Raw genomic sequence first — 7,129 nt, 5'->3', positions numbered from 1 at the left:
ACATTATGAATAGGATTGGTTTATAATAAATATTATACAATATAAATAGAAAAAAGAAATCATAGATTTTTTAAGATTGGAAACGAGGAATCATCTGTGAAACCATACGCAGGCTTACTTCTTGCAGGCCTTTTTTTTTTGACAGCAGGATGCGGATCGCAAGAGCCCCAGCCCGCCAAAGAGCCTCCGGCTTCCTCTGCCCCTGCAGCAAAGGCACCGCTTCACCAGATTTCAAAGGAATCTGATGAATGGTACCACAAGGCTGCCATCGCTTACGGGAAGGGAGATCACCTTTCTGCCCTCGAGGCATGCGGAAAGGCACTTGAAAACGACCCTGAAAATTACAAAGCCCTTTCACTCAAGGGAATTATACAGGCCTTTGACGTATCTCCTGAAGAAGGCATTGCAACAATTAAGAAATCGCTTGCCATCAATCCTGATTATGTGCAGGCTTTTTATGATATGGCCATGGCGCAGAAGCTGGGAAAGCATTACGATGAATCCATCGCCTATTTCCAGAAAGTTCTCGCAGCCGACCCTAAAAACACATGGTCCTACTACGGCATCGCTACCAACTATGCAGATAAAAGAGATAAGGAACATGCTCTTCAATACCTGAAGAAGGCCATCGATCTCTCCCCTGCCGATGTAAAACAGACTGCAAAGACGCAGGATCATTTTGCATGGCTCAGAACCGATCCTGATTTCAAAGCCATGACAAGCTAAAGCAAATCCGATTCTTTATCCAAAGGGATTTCGAGTACCAGTCCCTTTGTTTTATATGGAGGTTCTCATGAAATATTCTTTAATTTCGTCTGCTGTCTCTCTTGTGCTCTACCATCATGAGCTATTATCCTCTGCCGGGCTTTTCGGCTATCTGGCAGGCATCCTGTACCTTGTCACATACAGGGCCAATGCCACACTGATTGCTATCGGATGCATTGCTACAGCAATCATTACCGTCATGTACTTCAACTGGGATTTTTCCTTCACAGGCTACATGACTGTAGGCGTCGCCTGGTCCATGACAATCCTTGCGCTCACTGTCATCCTCACCATCGTGACAATGCTTCGGAAAATCACAGACTCCTTCAATCATCAATAAGCTAGAAGAACAAAAAAGCGCCCGCATCTGCCTGGCAGATACGGGCGCTTTTCAATTGGTGTTTATTTTGCTGCTTTGAATTTCAGGAAGTAGCCGAGGATGACGAGCATGACAGCAAGTCCTACTACATCACCGATATATCCATTTCCAGTCAGGCCGGAAACGAGATAACCGAAAACGCAGCTTACTACTACAACTGCCACATAAGGAATCTGCGTGGAGACATGATCGATATGATGGCACTGCGCGCCGGCCGATGCCAGAATCGTGGTATCGGAAATCGGGGAGACATGGTCGCCGCCAACAGCACCTGCCAGGACAGCAGCCACAGTCATAACCATCAGGTTGTTATCATTGGCAACAATGGCAAGGACGATAGGAATCAGGATGCCGAAGGTGCCCCAGGATGTACCGGTTGCAAAAGCAAGGCCGATAGCAACGAGGAAGAATACAGCCGGAAGCATGACGGCAATCGTTGCATTGTCGCTGACAACGCTGCCTACGTAGCTGCCGATATTCAGGTAATCTTCACCAACAACACCGGAGAGTGTCCATGCCAGAGAAAGGATCATGATAGCGGAAGTCATCTGCTTGAAGCCTTCTACAAAGCAGCTGCAGAAGGTGGTCATGTTCAGGATTTTTCTCGGGATGTAAAGAATGAAGGTGAAAATAAGAGTCATAAAGGAACCGATAACAAGGCCGCGTGCCGATTCGCAGTTGGCGAAAGCTTCTGCAACGCCCTTTCCTTCCAGGATGCCGCCAGTATAAAGCATGCCGAAAATACAGCCGCCGATCAGGACGATAAGAGGAAGAATGAGGTCGATGATGCTTCCATTGCCGACAGGAGCCATGGAATCATCTTCTGCATATTCAGCAGGAATGACAAGTGTGCCGCCGCTTTCTTTTTCAAAATCAGCCATGCGGGAGAAATCCTTGCCGGACCAGATGATAATAATCATGAAAATAATCGTCAGCCATGCATAAAGGTTGAGCGGAATGGTCTGCAGGAAGAGGGCAAATCCATCAATGCCGCTGTTTTCCGGAAGAGAGGAAGTAACAGCTGCTGCCCAGCTCGATACCGGTGCAATGATGCAGACAGGAGCTGCCGTAGCGTCAATGATATACGCCAGTTTGGCTCTTGTAATATTGAAACGGTCAGTGACCGGTCTCATGACCGTACCAACAGTCAGACAGTTGAAGTAGTCGTCGATGAAAATCAGGATGCCAAGGATCATCGTAACGAAAAGAGCGCTTCTCTTTCCCTTGATCGTACGCGCTGCATAATCACCATATGCCTGCGAAGCGCCGGACTTCTGGATCGCAGCGACCATGATTCCCAAAAGCACCAGGAATACAAGAATGTAAACATTCGAGCCGATCTTATCCGACATGATTGCAAACATCGTGTCGATCGCGCCCAGGAAACTGAACCCTGCGAACATGAACGCACCGATAAAAATACCGATGGCAAGGGACATGTACACTTCTTTCGTCGCTAACGCCAGAATGATAGTAATCACAGGCGGCAGGAGCGACCATACCGTTTCAGCCATAAAAACACCAATCCTCTCCGTTTTGCCGGCAGACTCTGTCTTCATCTGCCCTTTACTAAAGTTTTTCGTTTATTATACAACAATATGTCATAATCCGCCATAAAAATATGAATACAGATTTCATCCGAAGATATCGAATCTTCTGCCGTTTTTGACCGCACTCCACACAAAATTTCATAAGTGCGCATTTTCTGACAAAGTAAACAAACTCTTCCGAACTTCGTTTAGGGGCAAGACGGCAATAAAACATGCACGATAAAAAGGGCTGTGACAAGTGCAGTCATTGTCACGGCCCCTTTTAGAGTTCATTATTTATTTCTTTTCAAAGACAAGGTGAACGCCGCCATTTGGAAGCTGTGTCACTTTCTTCAGGGGGAAGGAATCAGGAACGAATACATTCGTTTCTGCAATGCCCTTCTGGTCATGGTTTCCTTCGACATGCGGAACGATGACTTCGGAAATGCCATCGACCATGCCGGCCTTTAAGAAGACGCCGTTGATGGTAGCGCCGCCGCAGAGGACGAGTGTATGAATGCCGAAGTAAGCTTTCATTTTTTCAAGGCTGTGTTCCGGCTCCAGATCATTTTCACCGGCAAAGATGTAAGAGATGTTCTTGCTTCTAAGGTAAGCCAGATATTCTTTTCTGACGGTGCGGGTCAAAACTTCCACGATCTGCATTCCGCCGGAGAATGCATCATCCCAGTTGCACTTGCCATGACGGTCGAAAACAAAGAGATACTTTCCTTCTTCATTCTTGACGATGAAATCACCATCTTCAACCGGGGTATCCTTGAAGGCATCGTAATCTACATCGGCCTGCGCCATGTAAAGGCATGCCGTATAAGAGCCGGTCCCATGCGCATCTCCCAGTTTGGGAATGACTTCTTCATAATAGTCGCCGCATGCGCCGGTCAGCGGGGCATCTGCGAAGTATCCTTCGATTTTTCCATCGATTGATACCATCATGTGTAAAATGACTTTTGCTCTGTCCATAATTAATCCTTTCTGACAATGGTCTGATGCAGGAGCGTGCCATCAGGCAGGTATCCGCTCAGAACAAGCTGGTTATCATCTGCCTCAAACACGTTGTAGTTGTCGGTTTCAGGCTGCAAAGCTACATATTCATCGAGCGCATGGCGCTTCCAGAGGCCCGGATAGCGTACATTGCCGCCAAGACCCAGGATGACATAGACCGGTCCGTGATCGGCGCGCTTGAAGTCATAAATATGGCCTCTGTCCCTATAGGTGTGGAGATGTGCCGAGAGGACAAGGTCGACGCCTGTCTTGTCAAAGATCGGCATGAATTCCTTTCCTTCATCGGAGAATCCTTCCTCGCGGGCCGGACGGCTCGGATCAGCAAAGGAATACTGGAGAGGATCCTTGTGCATCAGGACGACCTTCCATTTCTTCTTCGAGGATGTGATATCCTTTTCAGCCCATGCTTTTTCTTTTTCAAAAAGGTCCGGCACCCACTGCTTCTCTTCTACCAGGGATGTATCAAGCACCGTAAAGTGAACGTCGCCCCAGTCGAAGGAATAGTAATGATTGGCAAGCTTGTCATCGCCGTTCTTCGGAAGGCTGAAATGAGTCAGGTACCTTTCCGGCATCGTTTCCTTCCAGTCAAGGGAATAGGCTTCATGATTGCCTACAGCCGGAGCTACAGGAATCTTGTCAATCGTATCAGCGACTGTCTTGAACCATGCCTGCCACTGATATTCATCCTGGCCGTTATCTACGATATCTCCAAGATCGATAAAGAAAGCGGCATCAGGATTTCTGGATGCAGCATCCTTGAATAATTTCTCCCAGTCGGAATAATCCGAGCTCTGGGAATCCGAAGTCACGATGGCCTTGAACTTGCCGCCGTTATCAGTAGCAAGCGGATACCATTTGCTGACTTCATTCCCCTGGCGGGTACGGTATTCATAATCGGTCCCCTTTTCCAGGTTGTCCAACCTTGCGGTATAGACGAAGCTGTCACTGACACCTTTGTCTCCCTTGAGCTCCTTGGACACGGCTTTGACAGAACGGATATCATTGCTGCCCGCTTTCCTGTATTCGAGGCTGTCTTCTTTCCCGTTTGTCATCTGCCACATGATCGTGCGGCCGTGCTCATTATCGGCTGCTACGACCTGGCGGACGGAATAGGAGCGCATCGTTTCCTTGACTTCTCCTGAAGCCGCCTTGCCGGAGGATCCGGAAGATGAGCATCCCGCAATCGATACTGCTGCGCAGAGCGCCATCACGCAGGCTGCTATTTTCAATGTTTTCTTCAATAGTTGTTCCTTAATTCCATTACTTCAAAAATTCCAGGCGGTCAGCGGCCTTCCTGATCCACTGATCGATTTCGCGCTGGGTTGTCATGCAGTTTTCCTTCTTGTAGGATACCTGAAGCTGCTCTTCCATCGTGCCGCCTCTCTTTTCGACAGCCATGCGCAAATCTTCCAGTGTCTTTTTCGGGCTTCCTCCGCTGGTGGAGAATGTGAATACGTGCTTCCCTTTAAGATCAGCATGTGAGAGGAACTGCTGCATGGCAGGAGCCATCGTGAAATACCATGTCGGGCATCCCAGGAAGATCACGTCATAATCGTTCAGGTTAAAAGATAGAGGTTCCGTTTCAGGAATACGGCCGCGGAACTTATCCAGGCCTGCCTGCAGGATCGTCATGCCATAGGAAGAGGAATACTTTCTCTGCGATTTAAGCTCGCTCATGTCCCCGCCGATCACCTTGTGGATAGCGGCTGCCAGATCCCTTGTATGGCCGCTTTTGGAGTAATAAAGAATCAGCGTTTTCATTTCACGGCCTTCTTGTATTCTTCATCACTCACTTCTTCGCACCATTCATTCGAAGAGCCTTCAGCCGGCACTTCAATGGCAATGTGCGAGAACCAGGAATCCGGCGCAGCACCGTGCCAGTGCTTGACCTCAAGCGCAATCTCAACGACATCTCCGGGAACAAGACGGCGCGCAGGCTGTCCCCATTCCTGATAATATCCGACTCCGCCCACGCAGAGCAGAATCTGGCCGCCTTTATGATGGATATGCCAGTGATTGCGGCAGCCCGGTTCAAATGTGACATTGGCCACAGGGATTTTCCCCTTTGTCAGCATCTTCAGGTAACTCTGGCCTGTAAAATACTGGGGATACGCTGTATTGGGCTCTCCCGATGCAAAAGCAGAAACATGATCCTTATCCATATCCTTTTCCTCCCAAGATTCCTTGATTTTATTATCTATTATTTATAGGATTCCTTGTAAATGTTGACGCAGTCTTCATCAGAAAGAACGTACGGGTCTGCCGGGAAGAGTGCTCCCATGACAGTTCTTGCATTCTTGACGAAGCCTTCGAATTCTTCTTCCTTGATTCCATAGTCGCTCATCTTGAGATCAGCTACACCGCATGCCTTCTGCAGATTTTCAAGAGCCGTCAGGAAATCTTCCGGCTTGTCTGCATTTTCCATACCAAGGAAACGTGCCATATCGATGAAGCGGTCATCGCAGCAGTGATACTTGATGAAAGTGCGGTAGTAAGCAAGGGAAATCATGATGAGGCCTGCGCCGTGCGGCAGGGATTCATGATAAGCGCTCAGTGCATGTTCAAGGGAATGCTCGGATGTGCAGCTGCCTGTCATCATGGAGTAGCCGGACATGGTATTGGCAAATGCCACATGTTCTCTGGCTTCCATATCGCTTCCGTCTGCTACAGCTCTTGGAAGGTACTTGCCGATATTCCTGATGGCAGTCGATGCGACCATATTGCTCATCAGATTGGCCGGTTTGGAAATGTAGCATTCTGTGCTGTGGAAGAGTGCGTCAAATCCCTGGTAGGCAGTGAATTTCGGTGGGACAGATGCCATCAGTTCCGGATCGACAATAGAGAGGACCGGGAAGATGCCAAGATCGACAATGCCGGTCTTTTCGTGTGTTTCAGTATTTGTGATGACGCCGCCGCAGTCTACTTCAGAGCCTGTGCCTGCTGTCGTCGTGATGTCTACCATCGGGAGAGGCTTATTCGCAATCGGCTTGCCTTTGCCTGTACCGCTTGCTACATAGTCCCAAAGCGTGCCGTCATTTGTCGACATGATGGCAATGGCCTTTGTGGCATCCATGACGGAACCGCCGCCCAAAGCAACAAGGAAATCAGCGCCGAAATCACGGGCTGCCTTTGCGCCTTCCATGACAGTCGTATGGATCGGGTTTGCCTGAATCTTGTCAAATACGGATGTTTCCACACCTGCCTGATGCAGTTCCTTTTCCGTCCTGTCCAAGTATCCATTGGCTCTTGTTGATTTGCCGTTGGAAATAATGATCAGTGCTTTCTTGCCCGGAAGAGCCTGTTCATGAAGATGATTCAGCTGCCCTTCACCAAAAAGCCAGCAAGTCGGAACAAATACCTGAAATAACTTATTTCTTTCCACAATAATTCCTCCTTATCTTTCTATAACAGGACACAGAGTCCCTGATTGACTTAA

The 7,129-nt window shown here is 48.5% G+C and carries 8 protein-coding genes; 2 read left to right on the top strand and 6 right to left on the bottom strand.

All coding sequences use genetic code 11. From position 1 onward, the window contains the following. Positions 1-96 precede the first annotated feature (96 nt). Together M3200_RS07205 and M3200_RS07200 are read left to right on the top strand one after the other, a co-directional pair. A complete protein-coding gene (locus M3200_RS07205) occupies positions 97-726 on the top strand; it encodes a tetratricopeptide repeat protein (protein WP_022382864.1) in 630 nt (209 codons plus the stop codon). 67 nt (positions 727-793) lie between these two features. Then, positions 794-1,105 carry a hypothetical protein gene (locus M3200_RS07200; protein WP_022382863.1) on the top strand — a complete coding sequence of 104 codons (312 nt, stop codon included), beginning with the start codon at positions 794-796 and terminating at the stop codon, positions 1,103-1,105. 62 nt (positions 1,106-1,167) lie between these two features. On the opposite strand, the gene M3200_RS07195 is transcribed toward M3200_RS07200, so the two are convergent. The 6 genes from M3200_RS07195 to M3200_RS07170 all read right to left on the bottom strand — a co-directional run bounded on the left by M3200_RS07195 (position 1,168) and on the right by M3200_RS07170 (position 7,075). Beyond that, complete coding sequence (locus M3200_RS07195; RefSeq protein WP_288178209.1) at positions 1,168-2,658, bottom strand: Na+/H+ antiporter NhaC family protein; 1,491 nt, start codon at positions 2,656-2,658, stop codon at positions 1,168-1,170. A 312-nt stretch (positions 2,659-2,970) separates the two neighbouring features. Further along, positions 2,971-3,651 (bottom strand): dihydrofolate reductase family protein, encoded by a 681-nt coding sequence (locus M3200_RS07190; RefSeq protein WP_022382861.1) that lies wholly within the window; start codon positions 3,649-3,651, stop codon positions 2,971-2,973. 2 nt (positions 3,652-3,653) lie between these two features. Beyond that, positions 3,654-4,934, bottom strand: a complete 1,281-nt coding sequence (locus M3200_RS07185; RefSeq protein ID WP_022382860.1) for a purple acid phosphatase family protein — start codon at positions 4,932-4,934, stop codon at positions 3,654-3,656. Between the two features lie 19 nt (positions 4,935-4,953). Next, a complete protein-coding gene (locus M3200_RS07180) occupies positions 4,954-5,454 on the bottom strand; it encodes a flavodoxin family protein (RefSeq protein WP_022382859.1) in 501 nt (166 codons plus the stop codon). After that, complete coding sequence (locus tag M3200_RS07175) at positions 5,451-5,855, bottom strand: cupin domain-containing protein (RefSeq protein WP_022382858.1); 405 nt, start codon at positions 5,853-5,855, stop codon at positions 5,451-5,453. The genes M3200_RS07180 and M3200_RS07175 overlap by 4 nt, the downstream gene beginning before the upstream one ends. Positions 5,856-5,893: 38 nt before the next feature. Further along, positions 5,894-7,075 carry an iron-containing alcohol dehydrogenase gene (locus tag M3200_RS07170; protein ID WP_022382857.1) on the bottom strand — a complete coding sequence of 394 codons (1,182 nt, stop codon included), beginning with the start codon at positions 7,073-7,075 and terminating at the stop codon, positions 5,894-5,896. Positions 7,076-7,129 lie beyond the last annotated feature (54 nt).

This window comes from Dialister sp. CAG:357, assembly GCF_000435155.1.
Taxonomy (GTDB): Bacteria; Bacillota; Negativicutes; order Veillonellales; family Dialisteraceae; genus Dialister; species Dialister hominis.
Note: the sequence above shows the minus strand (reverse complement) of the source record. Positions and strands in the feature narration are given on the sequence as shown.